Source organism: Flavobacterium poyangense (assembly GCF_011751075.1).
GTDB classification, from domain to species: Bacteria; Bacteroidota; Bacteroidia; order Flavobacteriales; family Flavobacteriaceae; genus Flavobacterium; species Flavobacterium poyangense.
The window spans coordinates 554,752-575,736 of sequence record NZ_JAALLN010000002.1; the positions used below are offsets into that span (position 1 = coordinate 554,752).

The 20,985-nt window shown below is 35.2% G+C and carries 22 protein-coding genes and 1 tRNA gene; 13 read left to right on the forward strand and 10 right to left on the reverse strand.

The features are described 5' to 3' along the window. Positions 1-127: 127 nt before the first annotated feature. The 5 genes from G3A47_RS07255 (at position 128) to G3A47_RS07275 (ending at position 5,873) form a co-directional block, all read left to right on the forward strand. Positions 128-595: an OsmC family protein gene (locus tag G3A47_RS07255; protein WP_166921514.1), complete on the forward strand. Its 468-nt coding sequence runs from the start codon at positions 128-130 to the stop codon at positions 593-595. Positions 596-864: 269 nt separating this feature from the next. Continuing rightward, positions 865-1,452 carry an RNA polymerase sigma-70 factor gene (locus G3A47_RS07260; protein WP_166921515.1) on the forward strand — a complete coding sequence of 196 codons (588 nt, stop codon included), beginning with the start codon at positions 865-867 and terminating at the stop codon, positions 1,450-1,452. A 13-nt stretch (positions 1,453-1,465) separates the two neighbouring features. Next, positions 1,466-2,125: a hypothetical protein gene (locus G3A47_RS07265; RefSeq protein ID WP_166921516.1), complete on the forward strand. Its 660-nt coding sequence runs from the start codon at positions 1,466-1,468 to the stop codon at positions 2,123-2,125. Positions 2,126-2,238: 113 nt separating this feature from the next. Then, entirely contained in the window at positions 2,239-4,617 is a 2,379-nt protein-coding gene (locus tag G3A47_RS07270) for a TonB-dependent receptor (protein WP_166921517.1), read from the forward strand. Between the two features lie 29 nt (positions 4,618-4,646). Beyond that, on the forward strand, positions 4,647-5,873 hold the full coding sequence (locus G3A47_RS07275; protein ID WP_243860397.1) for a DUF4374 domain-containing protein: 1,227 nt from the start codon (positions 4,647-4,649) through the stop codon (positions 5,871-5,873). A 341-nt stretch (positions 5,874-6,214) separates the two neighbouring features. Here G3A47_RS07275 and G3A47_RS07280 read toward each other — a convergent pair whose 3' ends face one another. Together G3A47_RS07280 and G3A47_RS07285 are read right to left on the reverse strand one after the other, a co-directional pair. Next, positions 6,215-6,406, reverse strand: a complete 192-nt coding sequence (locus tag G3A47_RS07280) for a hypothetical protein (protein ID WP_166921519.1) — start codon at positions 6,404-6,406, stop codon at positions 6,215-6,217. A 315-nt stretch (positions 6,407-6,721) separates the two neighbouring features. Next, positions 6,722-6,801, reverse strand: a tRNA-Leu gene (locus G3A47_RS07285). Positions 6,802-7,097: 296 nt separating this feature from the next. Here G3A47_RS07285 and G3A47_RS07290 point away from each other — a divergent pair. From G3A47_RS07290 to G3A47_RS07305, 4 genes are all read left to right on the forward strand, one after another. Next, positions 7,098-8,039, forward strand: coding sequence for a ribose-phosphate pyrophosphokinase (locus tag G3A47_RS07290; RefSeq protein WP_166921520.1), 942 nt, complete (start codon positions 7,098-7,100; stop codon positions 8,037-8,039). A gap of 125 nt (positions 8,040-8,164) precedes the next feature. Next, positions 8,165-8,776, forward strand: a complete 612-nt coding sequence (locus G3A47_RS07295; RefSeq protein WP_166921521.1) for a 50S ribosomal protein L25/general stress protein Ctc — start codon at positions 8,165-8,167, stop codon at positions 8,774-8,776. Positions 8,777-9,405: 629 nt separating this feature from the next. Beyond that, entirely contained in the window at positions 9,406-10,032 is a 627-nt protein-coding gene (pth, locus tag G3A47_RS07300) for an aminoacyl-tRNA hydrolase (protein ID WP_166921522.1), read from the forward strand. A 138-nt stretch (positions 10,033-10,170) separates the two neighbouring features. Further along, positions 10,171-10,779 carry a superoxide dismutase gene (locus G3A47_RS07305; RefSeq protein ID WP_166921523.1) on the forward strand — a complete coding sequence of 203 codons (609 nt, stop codon included), beginning with the start codon at positions 10,171-10,173 and terminating at the stop codon, positions 10,777-10,779. Between the two features lie 754 nt (positions 10,780-11,533). Here G3A47_RS07305 and G3A47_RS07310 read toward each other — a convergent pair. The 6 genes from G3A47_RS07310 to G3A47_RS07335 form a co-directional block, all read right to left on the reverse strand. Then, a complete protein-coding gene (locus G3A47_RS07310) occupies positions 11,534-13,432 on the reverse strand; it encodes an amidophosphoribosyltransferase (RefSeq protein WP_166921524.1) in 1,899 nt (632 codons plus the stop codon). 78 nt (positions 13,433-13,510) lie between these two features. Continuing rightward, on the reverse strand, positions 13,511-14,434 hold the full coding sequence (locus G3A47_RS07315) for a PfkB family carbohydrate kinase (protein ID WP_166921525.1): 924 nt from the start codon (positions 14,432-14,434) through the stop codon (positions 13,511-13,513). 215 nt (positions 14,435-14,649) lie between these two features. Continuing rightward, positions 14,650-14,991 (reverse strand): type II toxin-antitoxin system RelE/ParE family toxin, encoded by a 342-nt coding sequence (locus tag G3A47_RS07320; RefSeq protein ID WP_166921526.1) that lies wholly within the window; start codon positions 14,989-14,991, stop codon positions 14,650-14,652. Next, on the reverse strand, positions 14,949-15,203 hold the full coding sequence (locus tag G3A47_RS07325) for a hypothetical protein (RefSeq protein ID WP_166921527.1): 255 nt from the start codon (positions 15,201-15,203) through the stop codon (positions 14,949-14,951). Before G3A47_RS07325 ends, G3A47_RS07320 begins: the two co-directional genes overlap by 43 nt. Before the next feature lie 73 nt (positions 15,204-15,276). Beyond that, positions 15,277-15,672 carry a hypothetical protein gene (locus G3A47_RS07330; RefSeq protein WP_166921528.1) on the reverse strand — a complete coding sequence of 132 codons (396 nt, stop codon included), beginning with the start codon at positions 15,670-15,672 and terminating at the stop codon, positions 15,277-15,279. Continuing rightward, complete coding sequence (locus tag G3A47_RS07335) at positions 15,656-16,243, reverse strand: RNA polymerase sigma factor (protein WP_166921529.1); 588 nt, start codon at positions 16,241-16,243, stop codon at positions 15,656-15,658. Before G3A47_RS07335 ends, G3A47_RS07330 begins: the two co-directional genes overlap by 17 nt. A gap of 512 nt (positions 16,244-16,755) precedes the next feature. On the opposite strand from G3A47_RS07335, the gene G3A47_RS07340 reads away from it, so the two are divergent. Further along, positions 16,756-17,103: a DUF6249 domain-containing protein gene (locus tag G3A47_RS07340; RefSeq protein ID WP_166921530.1), complete on the forward strand. Its 348-nt coding sequence runs from the start codon at positions 16,756-16,758 to the stop codon at positions 17,101-17,103. Between the two features lie 57 nt (positions 17,104-17,160). Here the strand turns inward: G3A47_RS07340 and rnhA are convergent, their stop codons facing one another. Together rnhA and purN are read right to left on the reverse strand one after the other, a co-directional pair. After that, a complete protein-coding gene (gene rnhA, locus G3A47_RS07345; RefSeq protein ID WP_166921531.1) occupies positions 17,161-17,640 on the reverse strand; it encodes a ribonuclease HI in 480 nt (159 codons plus the stop codon). Between the two features lie 59 nt (positions 17,641-17,699). Further along, the gene (gene purN, locus G3A47_RS07350) at positions 17,700-18,263 is read right to left on the reverse strand and encodes a phosphoribosylglycinamide formyltransferase (protein WP_166921532.1); all 564 of its coding nucleotides are present in this window, start codon (positions 18,261-18,263) and stop codon (positions 17,700-17,702) included. A 176-nt stretch (positions 18,264-18,439) separates the two neighbouring features. On the opposite strand from purN, the gene G3A47_RS07355 reads away from it, so the two are divergent. The 3 genes from G3A47_RS07355 to rnc all read left to right on the forward strand — a co-directional run bounded on the left by G3A47_RS07355 (position 18,440) and on the right by rnc (position 20,919). Beyond that, positions 18,440-18,676: an acyl carrier protein gene (locus tag G3A47_RS07355; RefSeq protein ID WP_007137004.1), complete on the forward strand. Its 237-nt coding sequence runs from the start codon at positions 18,440-18,442 to the stop codon at positions 18,674-18,676. Between the two features lie 240 nt (positions 18,677-18,916). Continuing rightward, positions 18,917-20,170 (forward strand): beta-ketoacyl-ACP synthase II, encoded by a 1,254-nt coding sequence (gene fabF, locus G3A47_RS07360; protein WP_166921533.1) that lies wholly within the window; start codon positions 18,917-18,919, stop codon positions 20,168-20,170. Between the two features lie 8 nt (positions 20,171-20,178). Further along, on the forward strand, positions 20,179-20,919 hold the full coding sequence (rnc, locus tag G3A47_RS07365) for a ribonuclease III (RefSeq protein WP_166921534.1): 741 nt from the start codon (positions 20,179-20,181) through the stop codon (positions 20,917-20,919). Positions 20,920-20,985: the final 66 nt, after the last annotated feature.

Sequence of the window (20,985 nt, forward strand, 5' to 3'; positions counted from 1 at the left end):
GGGTATAGAAGAAGAAAGTTAAGCACAAGTATTAATAAGTAAAGGGAACTGTTTTTCAATACTGATATTCGTGTAAATTCGTGCCATTAGTGGCAAAAAACAACAACAACTAAATTTGAAATAAAAAATGGCATTCAAACATCTTTTCAAAGCAGAGGCAAAGTGGATTTCCAGTCAAAACTCGGAATCAAGTTCCCGATTCTACAGTAAAAGCCATACCATTTCGCTTGAAGGAAAACCCGTTTTAAATGTATCGGCAGCAAAAGCTTTCAAGGGCGATCCTGCCTTATACAATCCTGAAGATTTGTTATTGAGTAGTTTGGTTTCCTGTCATATGATGTCTTATTTATATGTCTGTTCCCAAAACGGAATTGAAGTTTTAGAATATACGGACAATGCCGAAGCAACACTCGAAGTAAGTCCTGATGGGAGCGGTCGATTTACGGAAGTTCGTTTAAATCCAAAAGTTGTTATTTCGGAATCAGATAAAATTCAACTCGCACTGGAACTGCATAAAAAAGCCAATCAATTGTGTTTCATTGCTAACTCTTGCAATTTTCCTGTTTTGCATAACGCTAGTTGTGAAGTAATCTAAACAAAGAATATTTTTTCCTTTAAAGATAACGAACAAAATAAAATCGCTACTCAGGCGATTTTTTGTTTTAGACGCCTGTTCCATAAAATGACAGTTACATTTTTTTTTAGACATAATATTTGATTCTGACAATACATCAGATAATTCCTAATCTCTTTTAAAATACCAAAAACAGATTGAAATTGATTTGGAAAAACAAATACAATTTTTTAAATTAAATTATATTTATTCAGTCTAAATAAGATAAGTTTGCAGATATTTTTAATTTTATGAAGGAGGAATATCTAAACATCGATGCTAAAAACTTTCCAAAGTTGTATGACCAGTATTGGAATGAGCTGTTTTGTTTTTCCCGGCATCACACAGGTGACGAAGAAGCGGCAAAAGAAATCGTTCAGCAGGTTTTTATCAGTATTTGGGAAAGGCGCGAAAAGCTGCAAATTCAAACATCCATTAGGACATATCTGTATGGTTCTTTAAAACTCAAGATATTAGAACACCATCGAAAACTGGCGACGAAAAGAAAACACGAGAATTTTCATTTTGCAGAGACGAACAAAGTCTCTAACAATACAGAAGAACACATACTGCATAAGGATTTGCTTCGGGAATTGCAGGCTGCAATTAATGCACTTCCGGAGCGTTGTCGACAAGTATATTTAATGAGCAGAGAAGAAGGTATGGACAATCGTTCTATCGCTGCTTCGCTTGTCATTTCAGAGAAAGCCGTTGAGGGAAACATCACCAGGGCACTCAGACTTATCCGTAACCATTTAAAAATTTTTCGCAGTTCGTTTATTTTTTTTACAACCCTATGTAGGGTTAGTGAAGACTTATGCAACTACCTAATTATATAACAAAGCCAATATCGTGTTTATTACATCAGATTTATTAGAAAAATACGCCAGAAATGAATGCAATGCTGCCGAAAGGACAAGTGTTGAACATTGGTTAAATGTTATAGATTTAGAAAGCGAGAGCATAGTAGCTCCACAAAGATTAGAATTAAAAGAAGAAATCTGGAACGAAATCGCTGCAAAAACGATCCATGTAAAACCAAAAAGGCAAAACAGATTCCTTTACACCGCATTATCAACTGCTGCATGTGTATTATTCGGAATTATAAGTTTGCATTATTACAATTCCTCCACATTTGGCTCGCATATTTTAGTTGACAATAGCAGCGGTCAGCAAATCAAAAGAATTGACATAGGCAATTTATCTTTTTTGGTTGAACCGGGCAGTCAGTGTAACATTTCAATAGATTTTTTGGGTCAGGCTAATGATATTAAATTCTGTGGCGCCGTTTCGGTTACCAGTGATTCGGCAGCGGTAAGAGAATTTAATATTGGTACGGGGACTTCAAGTTGCACAGATAGCTATCAGGACAGAGTTAAATTACGAAAAGGACAAACCTATCTGGCCATGACAGATAATGAGTATAAAGTAATCACCGCAACCAAAGAAGAGATCGCAGATGGGTTACCGAGATTGTTTAGTGCGAGGTTACAGGAGCGATTTGATTTGTAAAAGATAATTAATAAAAAAGTACATAAGAAAAACGATATAACTAAAGGAAGTAAGGCTGGAGAGTTACGGGTTTAGCGAATAAATTATTAGCAATGCAATTTAAAAGATTTTTTTTGACGATCCTTTTTATGGTCGTATATTCTACAGTTTACGCTCAAAGTGACAATAATAACAATCTTACAGGTTATGTATTGGGTGATGATAATCAGCCTTTGGCAGGAGCTAAAATTCAATTGCAAAACACCACTACTGTATTACAAAGTGATAGCTTAGGGAAATTCGTTTTTCAGAATCTGGAAGTTGGAAAGTACTGGCTTATTGTATCGAAAGACAATTATCAGACTCAGGAAATGGCAGTTGTTGTCAATAAGAATTCAAAAGAGAAAATTGTCGTAACGCTAAATTCAAATTCTGTAGTGTTAAATTCGGTTGATTTATTCACTAAAACAGTTGAAACCAAAATCAAGGAACAGCCCTTTGCCGTTTCGGTTATCAATACAAAGAAACTGGCAGAGCTTGATGTAGACTTAAACCGATTGATGGACGGAACATCCGGTATTCGTGTGCAGGAAACGGGAGGTATGGGATCTGAATTTAACTATTCGATCAACGGATTATCCGGTAAGGCAGTAAAGATTTTTATAGATGGAATCCCGATGGAAAGTTTTGGTTCCTCTTTTAGTATTAACAATTTTGCGATTAATACAATTGACAGAATCGAAGTTTACAAAGGAGTTACACCGGTTGCGCTTGGTAGTGATGCCCTTGGAGGTTCTATAAATTTGGTTACACGTACACGTCTTAAAGATTATCTTGATGTGTCACAGACAATAGGTTCTTTTAATACATATCGTTCTGCGTTATCCGGAAAATGGCGACATAAATCCGGTTTTACCTTACAGACGAATTCCTTTTTTAATTATTCAGACAATAATTATCAGGTATGGGGACCAACTGTAGAAGTCGCCGGAGAAGGGGGGAGACCAATTCCTGGTTATCCGAGATTCAGAAGGTTTAATGACGATTATAAATCGTATACTATCAAAGGAGATGTTGGGTTTACCAATGTCAAATGGGCAGATGTTTTCTTGTTCGGATTAACGTTGTCCGATCAGGATCGAGGCATACAGACCGGAAGAACGATGGCTTATGTGTATGGAGATGTACGTTATAAGGAGAAATTTGTGATGCCTTCTATAAGATATTCGAAGAAAGGATTTTTGTTTTCAAATCTGAATGTTGACTTATATGCTTCTATAAATAAATTAAGAGGGACTACAACAGATACGAGCTCTTATAAATACAATTGGACAGGGAATCCGATTGGTACTGTGGCCAACGGAGAATTAGGAGGGATTAAAGCATCAAAATCAATTTATTCTTTTCAGGACAACACCAAATTGGTGAGAACAAATTTTGCGTACCAACTTAGGTCGAATCAGTTGGTAAATTTTAATTATGTGTTCAGCAGTACTTCGAGAAAGGGAAGCGACGCTATTGCAACAGCCGAATGGACAATACCGCTTAGGTATCCTCAGGATTTGAGTAAACATATTGCGGGTTTATCTTATGAAATTACTGCTCTTGGTAATCGATGGTCTAATATCTTCTTTAGTAAGTATTTTGCTTACAATGCCAATGCTGTTGTTTACGCTTACAACGGTGGCAGCTCTCAGGAAGCGTTTTATCAGAATACTAAAGATCATGCATGGACTTTTGGTTATGCGTCTAAATTGTTGCTTCCAAACGAATATACGATAAAGTTTTCTGTAGAGAATGCAGCAAGATTACCCGATGCTTCAGAACTTCTGGGGAATGGGAACACCATTCTAAATGCGCCGAATTTACAGCCGGAAAGAAGTTTGAATGCCAATGTATCCCTTCAAAAAACGATAGATACTGATATTCAGCATTTAAATTTGGGTTTAAACCTGTTTTTCCGAAATACAAAAAATTTGATTTGGTTGGGTGAAGGAGATTTATTTGGAACAGCCCGCTACGAAAATTTAGGAAAAATACAAACCCTGGGAGTTGAGTTTGAAGCAAATTATGCCCGTCAGCAGTGGTTTGAAGCGGCATTTAATTTTACCTATCAGGACATTAGAAATGTACAGCGCTTTGAGACAAATGGTGCACGAAATCATGTTTACCAGGACAGATTGCGCAATACCCCCTACTTAATGGCAAATGCTGAGGTTAGATTGTTTCTGGATCAGCTGTTTCAAATAAAACAAAAAATCTCATTTTTTGCCAGTACTCATTATGTACATCAGTATTATTTGGGCTGGCCAAGTTTGGGTGCTCCGCCCGATAAGATGTATGTGCCTACGCAATTTGTGCAGGATGCAGGGTTGGGTTATTCTTTTGGAAATGGTCGTTACAGCATAAATGCAGCCTGTCGTAACCTCTTTGATAAACAAGTCTACGATAATTATTTATTGCAAAAACCGGGTAGGTTTTTCAGTCTGAAACTAAGATACTTATTACAATAAACAACTTTAATTAATTAAACTAAATGAAAATGAAAACGCTCTTTAAAAAAACATCCCTACTTTTCTTTTCTGCTCTTTTGCTTTCGGCAGTTACCTCTTGTAGCTCAAAATCAGATGAGCCTGAGTTGGTAGAAAGTGCTCAACATTTTACTGTTGCAAGCTGGACTCAGGAATTACAATATTTAGCTTCGGTACCTGCATTAACAGAAGGATCTCTTACTTTTAAAGGAAAAGGGTTAGAGGCTAACGGTTCACGATACATCTGGCACAAGCAATATGTATACTTGATGAATCTTCCGCTAAAGAAATTCATTCAATACGAAATGGGTAAAGATGGTAGTTTAAAAGAAAAAGCGGCTATATTAACCGATGGTGTTGTGCCAAATTATTTTCAATCATTAAACATTATTGATGACAATACATTGTTGGTATTCGGAGGACTGGATAATAACAACGGTACTATAGGCTGGGCCAGAATCAAACTAAATGAATTTGTAATAGAAGCAAAAGGAACTATGACGGTACCTTATGACACAGCAAAGGCAGGTCTTCAGTTTTTTGTTGGAAAAGGATTTGTAGATAACGGAAAACTTGTTTTAGGAGGTTATTTCTATGATAATGATACAAAATCATATACGGTAGATGGTGTTAGAGCTTTAGTTTATGATTATCCGGCAATGAACAATATGAAAGTGATCAAAAGCACTGCAACTGAAGGTGGAGTAGGTTACGACTACCTACATTCATTAGATAAAGATGAAGAAGGCAATCATTATTTTGTAGCCAGTGCCGGTAAATTCTGGACAGGAGTTGGTGGAAAATCAGGTGTTGTGCGAATCAAAAAAGGAACAGCAGAATTTGACAAAGATTATTTTATCGATGTTACTACGCCATTAGGAAAACAAGCTTGTCTGATGGGGATAAATTATGTGGGTAACGGGATTGCTATTGGTACAGTACAATACGAAGAATTAATGACTTCAGTTAGAGATCGATTAAAAAACGTAGGACAATTGGTTAGAATTGATTTGAAAAACAAAACAGTTTCTTTGATCAATACACCATTAAGCCCGGTTTCTATGGTTCGTTCACCATTGGTACACAAAGGAAAATACTACACTGCAATTACTCCTATTGATGCTGCGGCAGCAATTTATGAAGTAGATCCTGCAACAGGAACTTTCAAAAGAGGTCTTACATTAGATGGCGGAGGTTCTGTTAATGTTCAATTAATAGCGCCACACCCAACAAAATAATAACATACTTAAAAGCTCCCAATTCGGGAGCTTTTTGTTTTTTAAAGGAGTTTGTGTAGTTTTAGTTTTGTCTCCTATTTCTTTTAAATACTTTGTGAAACTGTTGTTTTTATCTTAACCGCAAGGTGCGCAAAGTTTTACGCAAAGACTCAAAGTTTCTCTCGCAGATTCGGCAGATTTATTTTTATCGAAATAACAAAACAAAAATATCAGCTTAATCTACTTAATCTGCGTGAAAAAATGCCCAGCAAAGCTTTGCGAACCTTGCGATATAGATAAACAAAAATCCTTGCGCCCCTTGCGGTTAAAATAAAAAAACGTGAGTTCTTAAAATTTGGAATCTATTTCTCAGGTTTATTTCTATAGTCTTTAATCAGAATAAAAATAGAAAAAGCAAAGACGATACTATAAAGAATAGCCAAGCCGTTGTGCTCAAATTTTAGTTTTTCAAAATCGAACTGCTTATACAAGGTACTCCCCAGAATGATGGCTACAATTAAAAAGATAAAGTTTAGCGATTTCTTAGTTTTCATATTTTAATGGTTTACGATGGTTTCAATTAAAAATGGTATGGTAAAGAAGTGATTATTTCTAACCCGAGTTACGGGTAAATTTAGAAAAAATCTGAATAAACTTTTTGTTTATTTAACCACAAGGGACATAAAGGGTTAAGCAAAGTACACAGAGATTTTTTCTAAAATAAAGCTTTGCGAACCTTGCGTACAAGAATAGCAAAATCCTTGCGCTCTTTGCGGTTAAAATAAACGGTACATTTTGATATAGGGGAGGACTGAATTTTGCAGATAATCTAAAAACCAAAAAAGCCTCTTCTTTCGAAGAGGCTTTTGTACCCGGAGCCGGAGTCGAACCGGCACGGTTTCCCACAGGTGTTTGAGACCAGCGCGTCTACCAATTCCGCCATCCGGGCTTAGCAGACGAAAAAACAATCAAAAAAGCGATTATTTTAACGCAATAGAATAAGTAATTATGAGGTCATAACTGTGCTTATTCCTTTAACACGGTGCAAATGTAGAAAATATTTTTAAATGAACTACTAAAAATACTTAAATTTTTCCTTTCAGTGTCCAATAAATTTTCTAAATTTGCACCTCGTTAAAACGAAGCACACACAACTAACTACACCCGAGGCATTTATACAGGTCTTGCTTTATGTAAAAAAAAGTGAATTGTATAGAGGCAGCGGAGCAAAAACAACAAATTATAATGTCGCACCTAGAACCAGAAGCTAAAATTTTTGCTTGTTCACAAAGTGTTTATCTTGCAGAAAAAATTGCAGAACAATACGGAATTCCGTTAGGGAAAGTAACGATGTCAACGTACAGTGATGGAGAATTTCAGCCATCATACGAAGAATCAATTAGAGGATTACGTGTTTTTATTGTCTGTTCGACATTTCCAACAGCCGATAATTTGATGGAATTGTTACTAATGATTGACGCAGCAAAGCGTGCATCAGCAAGACATATTACAGCTGTTATGCCTTATTTCGGTTGGGCAAGACAGGATAGAAAAGACAAACCGAGAGTTCCGATTGGAGCGAAATTAGTAGCTAATTTATTAGATGCTGCCGGAGCGACAAGAGTAATGACAATGGATTTACACGCAGATCAAATCCAGGGGTTTTTCGAAAAACCGGTAGATCATTTATTTGCCTCTACCATCTTTTTACCATACGTAGAAAGTTTAAAGTTAGAAAATCTAACAATTGCATCTCCGGATATGGGAGGTTCAAAAAGAGCATATGCTTACTCTAAGTTTCTGGAATCAGATGTAGTAATCTGTTACAAACAAAGAAAAGCAGCCAACGTTATTGATACTATGGAGCTGATTGGTGAAGTAAAAGGACGTAACGTAATACTGGTAGACGATATGATCGATACGGGTGGAACATTAGCGAAAGCAGCAGATTTAATGATCGAAAAAGGAGCATTAAGTGTTAGAGCAATTTGTACTCACGCTATTTTATCAGGTGATGCCTACAATAAAATTGAAAATTCGAAATTAAGCGAATTAATCGTTACCGATTCTATTCCTTTAAAGAGAGAATCAAAGAAAATCAAAGTGGTGAGTTGTGCGCCTCTTTTTGCAGAAGTTATGCACATGGTGCACCACAACAATTCCATTAGTGGAAAATTCATAATGTAAAAAGCGATAGGCTTTAGACTTTAAGTCATAAGCGATTTGATTATTTACATTAAAAAAGCTACAGCCTAGTGCTAATAGCTTACAACAAAATAGAATATTTATTAATAACTATATTTTTTTTTACAATGAAATCGATTACAATTAAAGGATCAGAAAGAGAAAGCGTGGGCAAAGTGTCAACTAAAGCCTTACGTAATGCTGGAGCGGTTCCTTGCGTGTTATACGGAGGAAATCAAGCAGTACACTTCTCAGCAGACGCTGCAGCGTTCAAAAACTTGGTTTATACTCCAAACGCACACACAGTTGTGATTGAGCTTGGAAAAGGAAAATCATTTACAGCTATTTTACAGGATATCCAGGTACACCCGGTATCTGATAAAATCTTACACATTGACTTCTTTCAATTATTTGATGACAAAGAAATCACTATGGAAGTTCCTGTGAAAATCGTTGGTACATCTAAAGGTGTTCTTGCAGGTGGTGTTTTACGTTTAAACCAACGTAAATTAAAAGTTAAAGCTTTACCTAAAAATCTTCCTGATTTTGTTGAAGCTGACATTACTCCACTTGAAATGGGTAACAAATTATATGTTACTAAAGTTGGTTCACCAGAATACAAAGTTATGCACCCGGACAACACTGTTGTTGCTCAGGTAAGAATTTCTCGTGCTGCTATGAAAGCTGCTCAAGAAGCTGCAAAAGCTGCAAAAGCACCAGCAAAAGGAAAGAAAAAATAATTTTTTTCAATTCAAATTACAAAAGCATCAGTTGCAAAACTGGTGCTTTTTTTGTGCTTTTTTTTTAGAGGTTCTGAGTTGCTGAGGTTCTGAGTTTCTGAGAAAAAGTTTGTTTTAAATTGTTGTTTGTTTTCTGGCTTTGTGATTCTGAAATCTATGCAGGCCTTTTTACTCAGTCAGATTTGCTTCGCCAGTTCGTTATCGCTCCGGTAGCAGATCTATTCGAATTGTTTTTATCGAAACCACAAAAAATATCAGCATAATCTGCAAAATCAGCGTGAAAAAAAACTTTGCGCTTTTGCGTCTTTGCGAGAAATTTGCTCACGCAGATTTATCAGATCTATTGGGATTGTTTTTATCGAAATCACAAAAAAATATCAGCATAATCTGCAAAATCAGCGTGAAAAAAAAACTTTGCGGTTTTGCGGTTTTGCGAGAAATTTGCTCACGCAGATTTATCAGATCTATTGGGATTGTTTTTATCGAAACACAAAAATATATCAGCATAATCTGCAAAATCAGCGTGAAAAAACTTTGCGCTTTTGCGTCTTTGCGAGAAATTTACTCACGCAAAATGTCACCCCGACATTAAGTTTGTCACATTCCTTAATTAAGTTTATTTTTGTTCCATGATAAAATGGATACAAAACCTGTTTTCATCAGCTAAAACAGAAGAGAATATAGATTATATGAAGAAATATTTAATCGTAGGATTAGGCAACATAGGAGCTGAATACGTAAACACAAGACATAATATAGGGTTTAAGGTTTTAGATTTTTTAGCTAAAAAAGAAAGCCTTTCTTTTGAAACGGTAAAACTTGGTGCCCTTGCCGAATATAAATTTAAAGGAAGAACCTTTTTTCTTTTAAAACCCAATACCTACATGAATTTAAGTGGTAAGGCTGTGAAATATTGGATGGATAAAGAAAATATTCCATTAGAAAATATTTTGGTCATTACCGATGATTTAAACCTTTCTTTCGGGACGATTCGGATCAAACCAAAAGGAAGTGACGGAGGACACAACGGACTAAAAAACATCAACCTTGTGCTGAATACTCAAAATTATACCCGTTTTAGATTTGGTATCAGTGACCAATTCAAAAAAGGACAGCAGGTAGATTATGTTTTAGGAGACTGGGATGAAGAAGAAAAAGCAAAATTACCGGAGCGTCTCGAAATGTCATCTGAAATTATTAAATCATTTGGAACGGCAGGGTTAGAGAATACAATGACTTCTTTTAACGGAAAGTAAAGAGTTGCAGTTGTTTATGTTTTTAAATGCCGAATCATCAATTAATCAAATTGAATTATAACGAAATAGTATTTCCTATTCCAAAGTTAAATGTTTAAATTTGGGATAAATAATTATAAATCATAAAATCATAATACCATGGCTTTTGAATTACCACAATTACCTTATGCATATGATGCATTAGAACCACATATTGATGCTCGTACAATGGAAATTCACCATTCAAAACATCATAATGCTTACACAACAAATCTTAATGCAGCAATCGCAGGAACAGATTTAGAAGGAAAAACAATCGAAAACATCTTAATCAATTTAGATAAATCAAACGCTGCAGTTCGTAATAATGGTGGGGGATTCTATAATCACAATTTATTCTGGACAGTAATGGCTCCAAATGGTGGTGGATTACCAACAGGAGATTTATTAGCTGCAATCGAAGCTTCTTTTGGAACTTTTGAAGAGTTTAAAGCAAAATTCGCTAAAGCCGGAGCAACTCAATTTGGTTCAGGATGGGCTTGGTTATGTGTACACAAAGGTGGAAAATTAGATGTTTGTGGAACTCCAAATCAAGATAATCCATTAATGCCGGAAGTAGGCTGTGGAGGAACACCTATTTTAGGAATGGATGTTTGGGAGCACGCTTATTACTTACACTACCAAAACAGAAGACCGGATTATATTGAAGCTTTCTTCAGTGTAATTAACTGGACAGAAGTAGCAAGAAGATTTGCTTTAGATAAATAGTCTTTTCGCATGATATAGAAACCCGATTAATTCGTAAAGAGTTAATCGGGTTTTTTTATGACTGTTTTTTCGGGTCGGTTTCAAAGAGGGTGTGTGTGTTGTATAGACACACCTCGTTCTTTCATGTCATTTCGACGCAAGGAGAAATCACACTAGAAACTCCACACAGTATGTTGCCAATCTTTGCTGAATTACTGGTGTGATTCCTCATTCTTAGGAATGACAATTGCTGCTTGTTATTGGTTAGAAGTACTGAGTTGTTGCATAGCCCTCTCTCCTTTGTCATAAATGACAAGATTGCGCTTATTACGGTTGGAATTTGGACTCGAGCGATAGCGAACAGGCGAAGCAATTTAGAAAAAATTGGAATTTCCACCATCTTGACTTTATTCCAATAAAAAAGGTGGAATTTCTTCCACCTTTTTTGCCCCAAATCTACCATATACTTAACCTACTAATGTTATGGTATAGTAAATGTAGTTTAGTGATATTGTATTGTCAAACATTTCAGATGAACTGCAAATATATTCGATGAAATGCGTAATTTCTTACCCTGAACATTTCCTTGACTTTATTCCAATAAAAAAGGTGGAATTACTTCCACCCTTTTTGCCCCAAATCTACCATAAACTTAACCTACTAATGTTATGGTAGTTCAAAAGTATCGTAGCAGATCGATTTCGCCAAACATTTAAGATAAAAAGCAAAAAAAACCGATGAAATGCATAAATTAACCTTTTGTTAATATTTTTTTCTAATAAGCTCTTGCGTCTTTTCCTTCGTAAAAATTCATGAAAGCTCGGTTTACAACGCGGTTTCCTCCCGGTGTAGGGTAGTCTCCGGTGAAATACCAGTCTCCAAGATTTTTAGGACAGGCGATATGCAGGTCTTCTACTTTTTGGAATATGATTTTTACTTCGGCATTGATTTCCGGAGAGCTTAACATCTCAGCGATTTTGTCTGAAATCTCTTCCGGCGTAAATGGATCGTAAATAGCAGTTACATAATTTACAACATCAGTATCTACGAAGTTTTCCTGTGCTTTACATTTGGTGTAAACTTCGTCTACTATATGATATAAGTTTCTTTCTTTTAATAAAGCTAATGCCGCTCTGAAAGCAACAAGACCTTCCAGTTTTGCCATATCAATTCCGTAACAATCCGGGTAACGAATTTGCGGTGCTGATGAAACAATTACAATACGCTTAGGATTTAAACGATCCATCATTTTAATGATACTCATTTTAAGGGTAGTACCACGAACAATACTGTCGTCAATAATAACTAAGTTGTCTGTTGGTTTAATTACCCCGTAAGTAACATCATAAACGTGTGCTACTAAGTCATCACGGCTGCTGTCTTCTGTAATAAAGGTTCTAAGTTTAGCATCTTTAATCGCTACTTTTTCTGTACGGATTTTTACAGCTAATAATTCCTGTAAAGTCTCGGTGGTAAGTGTGTTGCGGTTTTCTAAGATGTAATTGTTTTTACGCTGATTCAGGAAGTCCTGAGCCGCTTCAACTAAACCATAAAAAGAAGTTTCAGCTGTATTTGGAATATAAGAGAAAACAGTGTTGTCTGTATCGCTGTCAATAGATTTAAGAACCGCAGGTAAAATCAGTTTACCTAAATTTTTACGCTCCTGGTAAATTTCAGCATCACTTCCTCGGGAGAAATAGATTCTTTCAAATGAACAAGCTTTTTTTACGGTTGGTTCCAAAATTTGATCCATTGAAACTTTTCCGTTTTTCTTGATGATCAGGGCGCTTCCCGGTTCGATTTCCTGAACACTTTCAAAAGGAACATTAAATACAGTCTGAATTACCGGACGCTCAGAAGCAACTACTACCACTTCGTCATCCTGATAGAAATAAGCAGGGCGAATTCCGGCAGGATCTCTAAAGACAAAAGCGTCACCATGACCCAATAAACCGGCCATTGCGTAACCACCATCTAAATTTTTAGCGGAACGGGTTAATATTTTTGCGATATCCAAACGTTCTGCAATGACAGGAGAAGCTTCTCTTTTAGAATAACCTTCTTGTTTGCAGTCCTGATACAATTGCATTACTTCTTTGTCCAGAAAATGACCAATTTTTTCCATTACTGTAACAGTATCAGCCATTTCTTTTGGATGTTGTCCAAGTTCAACTAAGTTTTCGAAAAGTTCCTTAACATTTGTCATGTTGAAGTTACCTGCCAAAATCAGGTTACGGTGCATCCAGTTACTTTGACGTAAAAAAGGATGAACGCTCTCGATACTGTTTTTACCGAAAGTTCCGTAACGAACGTGTCCCAGGAATAATTCTCCTATATAAGGTATCTCTGCTTTAAGTTTGGTGATGTCATCAGCAAGTTCAGGATGCGCAGTCATTTCTTCGTTGATGCGCTCGTTGATTTGTTTAAAGACATCTTGTATAGGTTGTGCGTGATTTGAGCGGACTCTGCTTATGTAACGCTGTCCGGGTTCAACGTCAAGTTTGATGCTGGCAAAACCGGCACCATCCTGACCACGGTTGTGCTGTTTTTCCATCATTAGGTACATTTTTTGTATCCCATAAAAAGCAGTACCGTATTTTTCTTTGTAATATTCAAGCGGTTTAAGTAGTCTAACTAAGGCTATACCACATTCGTGTTTTAAAGCGTCGCTCATTTTTTTTGTATTTTGTGTTGTTGTAAGTTGTATGTTAGCGTAATAAAAAAAGCCCCGTTTTATCGAGGCTCTTAGGCATTATATTTCTATGTCAAACTGAGTTAACGATTTAAATTGTTGTAATCGAATCGCTACTTCAGTTTTACTTAATGTTTCCATCCTTTCGGTTCCAAATTTTTCTACACAGAATGAAGCTAAATTTGAACCATAAATAATTGCATTTTTCATGTTGTTAAACGAAATGTTTTCGCTTTGTGCAATGAATCCTGAAAAACCACCTGCAAAAGTGTCTCCTGCTCCTGTCGGATCAAAAACATCTTCTAATGGTAATGCCGGAGCAAAGAATACTTCTCTGTTGTGGAATAAAAGAGCGCCGTGTTCTCCTTTTTTGATCACCACGTATTTTGGTCCCAATTCCTGGATTTTTGCTGCTGCTTTTACTAATGAATATTCTCCTGAAAGTTGTCTCGCTTCTTCATCATTGATCGTAATAACGTCTACACGTTTTATTACTTCAAGTAATTCCGGTAAAGCACAATCCATCCAGAAATTCATAGTGTCTAAAACTACTAATTTTGGTTTTTTCTCTAACTGATCTAAAACACTGCTCTGTACTAAAGGATGTAAGTTTCCTAACATCACAATATCTGCATCTTTATAGTTTTGAGGAACCTTTGGCTGAAAGTCAGCTAAAACGTTTAGTTCCGTAACGAGTGTATCTCTTGAATTTAAATCGTTGTGGTATAAACCGCTCCAAAAAAAGGTTTTTCCTCCTTTTACAATCTCGATACCAGAAATATCAATATTTTTTGAAGTTAATAAATCTAAATGTTCTTGAGGAAAATCGTCGCCAACTACAGAAACAATGGCCGATTGCAGGTTGAAAAAAGATGCTGATAAACCAATGTAAGTTGCAGCACCACCTAATATTTTATCTGTTTTTCCGAAAGGAGTTTCAATCGCGTCGAAAGCAACCGTTCCAACAATCAATAGTTTATTCATTTTATGAATTTCGAATTAGGGTGCAAAGATACTTCATAAGTTGCAATATTGCAACGGTTTACACTCTCAAAATTTTCATAAAAGAATTATTGTAATTTCGAAGTAAAAAGCTTGTAAATGAATTAGTTAAAAATGATTTTTCAGGAAAATTTAAAATATGTTTTCAAGATTTAAAATGCAACTTATATTTTGTAAAAAAAAACACTTTTCTTTTTTTATTTAAGTTTTTTAAATGAGGACGTTTTTCTTTTTCCGCTTAAAACACTTAGAATAGTGATTTTAAAATTTTTAATTCTAAATACAATCAACCAGGTTTTATAAGTTGCTTCTCTGTAAGTTTTAGATTTTGTAGGCAAGTTTTCACATTCAGAATAAATTAAAGGATTATCAATAATTTTCCTCATTGTTTTATTTATTCCTTCACCAATCTTAATTGCATTTAAAGGCTGATGTTTTTCAAATGCGATGTAATCAATAACTTCTTGTAAATTAAGAAAATAATTCTCTGTAATATCTATGGTATACTGTTTTGAATTTTCAACTTCTTTTCTTCCCATTTTTCATTAAACTGCTCAAGAGACATTGTGGAAGATTTTTCGGCATTTTTAATCCATTTTACAAAGTCTTCTTTAGATAAATTACTTTCAATCTGATCTATTTCTTTTTCAAAATTGATTGACGCTTTCAATGAATTACCAGCGGAATTTTTTGGAATTTCTAAATAAAGGTCAATTATGTTATCCTTAGGAGTAATGGTTTTGCGTATCATCTTTGGTAAATTTAACGAACGGTACAAAGTTATGAAAAATATAGATCCGAAATTATATTTTAGATGATATTTCTTACAGTTTGTATTTCTTGTCAAAATAGTTTTTCAACAATCCAAGCTGAATAAGCATCATAAAAGGGACAACTAAAATAGCATATAAAACATTTTCAGAAAAATGTATTCCTGAAAAAAGTGCTGAAATTTTATCAGCATACGTTTTTCCAATTTCTAAATTATAATAGGTTCTGGCAAAAAATGATGAATAAACAACCAAAGCAATCAAACCGAATCCAATCATAAACCAGGTAAATCTAGAAATTAAAGGCTTATAGATTTTGGTTTTACTCTGTTCGGCCACTAAAACCTGAGCCATTACTTTTGAGGTAAAATCAACTGAAGGCGAATCCAAAGTTGTTTCGCTCATCATTTCATCAATAAGATTTTCTATATTTTTATCGCTCTCTTTCATAACACTTTACTATTTCCGGTTCTAATTGCTTTTTCAAAATTACGGCTAATTTCTGTCGGCTTCTGAATAATTTTACTTTGGCATTGTTGGTGGAAATATTCATGATTTTTCCAATTTCATCTAAATTCTGATCATCGAAATAAAATAAGGTCAACAGGAAGTTGTCTTCACTTGGTAACAAATTTAAACAATTTTGAATGGTTTGCCTCTTTTCTTTTTCTTCTAATGTACTCAGCGCATTGTCCATTGTTTTGATTAGGTGTGCCGAAAATTCATCAATCGAGATATTATTTTCTTCTTTTTTATTTTTCTTCAAACGATCTAAGCAGGTGTTGTAGGCAATTTTATAAATCCAGGTAGAAAATTTCGAATCTCCTTTAAACTTACTCAAAGAAGAATAAATTTTGATAAAAGTATCTTGTGCTACCTCTTCTGCTTCTTCTCTGTTTTTGACCATTTTGAGCGCCAAAGTAAAAATCATATCCTTATAACGATTGACCAACACGGCAAAAGAATTACTGTCGCCCTGTATAATTAAATGGATGTAATGCTGGTCATCTAAAGTACTCATATTATATAGGACGACAGGTTGTCTCTTTAGGTTACAGGTTTCTTGCGAAAAATTCTAAAAATTTTTAAATTCCAAGTTTCAAGTTTCAAGTTCCAAGTTTCGGGTTTCAATGGGTGTGATTAAGTTTGTGTGTTTAACCGCAAAGGGCGCAAAGGTTTACGCAGGGTGCGGAGAGGGTTTTTTAATGATGGCTTTCTTGGGTACGGGGAAATATCGCAAAGGTTTTTGATGTTTGTTCCTTTGGAATGGGTCGAATTATTATCTCTTTGTTTTGTCGGATTTGCAAAATAATTATATGAACCCGCTAAGATTTACTTATATATAGGTAAAGTTAAAAAAAATCAAACAATGATCGCAAGATCATTATATAGGAAACCCAAAACCCAAAACCCAAAACCACCCGCTTGGAATTTGGAATTTAAAAAAATTTGAAATTTTTCTCAAGAACTTTGTAACCTAATCAGAAAACCCCTCGTCCTATATAGTATCAATCAATTAAAATTATAATAATTATGGATGTGAGAATTTTAATCCCAATCAGTTTTTTCTTTATGATCTTTGGAATTGTTTACCTGATTTATTCTACAAGAAATAGAGAACGTTTAGCATTAATCGAAAAAGGTGTTGATGCCAGTATTTTTTTTGAAGGCAGAGGAAAAGGAGCTCCGATGTGGAAGATCTTTATCTTAAATACCGCTTTTCTCTTAATTGGAATTGGTGTTGGTCTTTTTATCGCTTTGTTTTTAGTGACCTATACGCAAATGAATTCAGATGTAGTTTATCCGGCAACGATTATTACAATGTCTGGAGCTGGTCTGCTTGTTGGATTTAGTAAAGCTAAAGATTTAGACAAAGCGTAAAAAATTAAATTAGTAAAAAAATAACGCATCGAAAATAAAATCTGATGCGTTATTTTTTTATTCTTTAGAAGCGACAGTCTCGTAATAAACATCAACTGATAATTTTGGTTGCATCGAGGCCATAACGGCCAATTGATCACAGCGTTCGTTTTGAGGATGGTTGTTATGCCCTTTGATCCATTTAAAATCGACTTGGTGTTTTCGGTAAACGATTAAAAAACGTTTCCATAAGTCCGGGTTTTTTTTGCCGGTGTAGCCTTTTTTCTCCCAGCCGAAAACCCATTTTTTGAGAACAGAATCAACGACATATTTTGAATCTGAAATGACCAAAACCGTCATGTTTGGATTTTTAAGTTTTTCGAGACCAACAATAACAGCCAAAAGCTCCATTCTATTATTGGTTGTAAGGCGGAAGCCCTCGTAAAATTCTTTTTTATGTGGTGTTCCAACCAGTTCCATGACTACGCCGTACCCTCCGTTTCCCGGGTTTCCCTTTGCCGCTCCATCTGTGTATATGTGTACTTGGTGTTGGTTCATTGTTGAATTGTAGATTGTGCCCTTCGGTTTCGCTCAGGGTGACATTAGTTTTTTTGCACTTAGTCCTCCAGTAATCTTGAAATAATTACAGGGAAATACTTTTGTTCCAGTTCGTGAATCTTTTCGGCTACTGTTTCTGGCGTGTCCTGGTCTGTCAGGGCTACACTTTTCTGGAAAATAATAGCGCCTTCGTCATAATGTTCGTTTACAAAATGAATGGAAATTCCGGTTTCTTTTTCTTTGTTTTCTACTACAGCCCTGTGTATGTGCATGCCGTACATTCCTTTTCCTCCATAGCTGGGTAAAAGGGCAGGATGGATGTTGATTATTTTATTAGGATATTTCTCTATTATGTTTTCCGGAAATTTCAGTAAAAAACCCGCGAGTACGATCAAATCCGGATTGATTTCGTCTATTTTTTGCACTATTTTTCTTTCCGGAAGTTCGTTTTTAGAAAAGATTTCGACAGGAATTTGATGATTTTTTGCTCTTTCAATGACTTTTGCCGAAGCATTATTGGTAAAGACAGAAACGACATTGGCAATTTTGGTTTTTGCAAAATGTTTTATAATATTTTCTGCATTACTTCCTGATCCTGAGGCAAAAACAATAATTTTTTTCATAATCCGTTTTATATTTGAGAATGCAAAAAACGGAATAATAATCCAAAATAAATAGTATTAAAAGGGCTTTCTTGAAATTAATTTTATAAATTAGTGTCACATTTATAAACTAAATAGTTGTTTTAAAATAAAGTTTTTTATTTTTGCCAACAAATTAAATTCTAAAATTAAAGATTATGTCAGACATTGCATCAAGAGTAAAAGCGATTATCGTAGACAAATTAGGTGTTGACGAAAACGAAGTTGTAACAGAAGCAAGCTTCACTAATGATTTAGGAGCTGACTCATTAGACACTGTTGAGCTTATTATGGAATTCGAAAAAGAATTTGATATCCAAATTCCAGACGATCAAGCAGAAAACATTGCTACTGTTGGTCAAGCTATTTCTTATATCGAAGAAGCTAAAAAATAATAAATACACACCCGATTTTTAAAATACCAATATTTTAAATTCCAAATTCCAATTTTGGAATTTGTTTTTTTGAAATTTGAAATTTGTTAAAAGTCGGGTGTTATTATTTTTTTAAAATTTAAATTTAGGTTGATTTTCAATCAAAAAGATATATTTATATTGTAATGCCCATAGCTCTTAAGTAACGTTATAGTTAAGACAGCATGGGTTTTATTTGTTTAAAGTACAAAATACATATTTATGGCATTAAGGCGAGTTGTTGTAACAGGATTAGGTGCTCTTACTCCTATCGGGAATAATATCCAGGATTATTGGGATGCACTTGTGAATGGGGTTAGCGGAGCGGCTCCTATCACATATTATGATACAGAGAAGCATAAAACGAAATTTGCCTGTGAAGTAAAAAACTTCAATATTGAAGATTTTATGGATCGCAAAGAATCCCGAAGATTAGACAAATTTGCGCAATATGCAGTTGCTGCCAGTGATGAAGCTATCAAAGATGCTGGACTTACAGATGATAATATCGATAAACAAAGAGTTGGTGTTATCTGGGGAGCAGGAATCGGAGGTTTAGAGACTTTTCAGGAAGAGGTAATTTATTATGCTAAAGGAGACGGAACACCAAAGTTTAATCCTTTTTTTATACCTAAAATGATTGCCGATATAGCGCCTGCGCATATTTCAATGCGTAACGGTTATATGGGACCAAATTATACTACTGTTTCTGCATGTGCATCTTCTGCAAATGCATTAATTGATGCCTTCAACTACATTCGTTTAGGAATGTGTGATGTGATTATTTCCGGTGGATCTGAAGCTGCCGTTACCATTGCCGGTATGGGAGGTTTTAGCTCAATGCATGCTTTGTCTACGAGAAACGAAAGTCCGGAAACGGCTTCAAGACCTTTTGACGGAACCAGAGACGGGTTTGTTTTAGGAGAAGGAGCAGGAGCTTTGGTTCTAGAAGATTACGAACATGCTAAAGCACGTGGCGCAAAAATTTATTGCGAAATTGGCGGAGGCGGAATGTCATCTGATGCTTATCACTTAACGGCACCGCATCCGGAAGGAATTGGCGTTATTGCAGTAATGAAAAATACGTTGAGAGATGCCGGAATGAATCCGGAAGATGTTGATCATATCAATACACACGGAACTTCTACTCCTCTTGGGGATGTAGCAGAATTAAAAGCGATTAGTGCTGTTTTTGGCGACCATGCAAAAAACATCAATATCAACTCTACAAAATCAATGACAGGACACTTGCTAGGTGCTGCCGGAGCTATTGAAGCAATTGCTTCTATTCTGGCGATGAAACATGGTATTGTGCCACCAACAATCAATCATACGGTTGTTGACGAAAAGATTGATCCATCATTAAACCTTACCTTAAACAAAGCTCAAAAAAGAGAAGTGAATGTTGCTATGAGTAACACTTTTGGTTTTGGAGGACATAATGCTTGTGTATTGTTTAAAAAATTAGTTGACTAGTTTTGTCTATGAATTTTATCAAAAAAATATTTTCAAAATCCCGTTCTCAAGAAGACGGGATTTTTTTTGACACTATTCAGAAAATACTGGGTTTTCAGCCAGGTTCAATTGATTTTTACAGGAAAGCTTTTACACACAGGTCTTCCAATAAACAAGATGAAACAGGAAATCCGGTTAATTATGAACGACTGGAATTTCTGGGAGATGCTATGTTAAGTGCTGTAATTGCAGCACATTTGTTTAACAAAGCACCCAATGGTGACGAAGGTTATTTGACGAAAATGCGTTCGAAAATTGTAAGCCGAGAGCATTTGAATGAATTGGGAAAAGATTTGAATTTAGTACGCTTTGTAGAAAGTAAAGTGCCGATTCATCATTTTGGAGAAAATATTCACGGGAATATTTTTGAATCTCTTATTGGCGCTATTTATCTGGATAAAGGATATCCTTTTTGTGAAAGGTTTATTCAAAAAAGAGTCATTACTCCTTATGTAGACATTGCCCGACTTGAAGGGAAAGTAATTAGTTATAAAAGTCTGGTTATCGAATGGTGTCAGAAAGAAAAGAAAATCTTTCATTACGATATTTTTGAAGATAACGGAATTGATGGTCAACGTTTGTTTGGCGTAAAATTAAGTATAGACGATAAAGTAATTGCAAGAGCAAGAGCAACTTCAAAAAAGAAAGCAGAAGAAAAAGCATCACAGCGTGCTTATTTTGCATTTCAGGAAAAAATAGATAAGAAATAACTACATAATTAGCAGCGCTTTGTTAAAACTACAACGTTTTCGTTTATAAATTAACAAAAACAAGCT